At 62.9% G+C, this 560-nt stretch carries 2 protein-coding genes; both read right to left on the bottom strand.

The window, feature by feature from the left end; genetic code table 11:
• Positions 1–243: dihydroxyacetone kinase subunit DhaK (locus EN939_RS37185; protein ID WP_206528486.1), on the bottom strand; the 243-nt coding region annotated here is incomplete at its 3' end.
• Positions 244–298: 55 nt separating this feature from the next.
• Positions 299–560 (bottom strand): TOBE domain-containing protein (locus EN939_RS37180; RefSeq protein WP_127272137.1); only part of this gene is annotated, 262 nt, incomplete at its 5' end.

Below are 560 nucleotides of genomic sequence, written 5' to 3'. Positions count from 1 at the left end.
GATCTCGCCTGAGACCGCCGCCGTCAGCATGCCTTTGCCGACGAAGCCGGCATGGGACGGCTCGTGCCCGGCCCCGCCGCCGGAGACGACACTGACTTTCGTCTTGTCCCAGTCGGCGCGCAGGATGACCTTGATCTCGGGATAGCCGTCGAGGCGCGCGAGATCGCCTGATCCGATGGTCCGTAACAGACCGTCGAGCGCCTCGGTGACGATCGTTTCCCTGCGATTGAAAAAGTGCTTCATCGAATTCGTCCCGTACTGGCAAAGTCAAAACCGGTGCTGAATCACCGAAAACCGCTCACATCAATCGCTGTCCATCGGCGCCGAAATACAGCGGTGACCGGTAGCGGATCACCACTCTGTCGCCCTGCGCCAAATCCGTGTCGGGGTCCGTCAGCGTCACCAGCTTCTTAGGGCCAACCGTCACATGCAAATGGTTCTGGTCACCGAGATGCTCGACCCAGTCGACAACGCCGTCGGCGTGGCCATTCGCGGCCTTCGCGATCGTCAGATGCTCGGTGCGCGCGCCGATCGTCTTGGTGCCGGCCGGTGCACCGCCG

This window comes from Mesorhizobium sp. M7A.F.Ca.CA.002.05.1.1 (assembly GCF_003998335.1).
In the GTDB taxonomy this organism is placed as follows: domain Bacteria; phylum Pseudomonadota; class Alphaproteobacteria; order Rhizobiales; family Rhizobiaceae; genus Mesorhizobium.
Note: the sequence above shows the minus strand (reverse complement) of the source record. Positions and strands in the feature narration are given on the sequence as shown.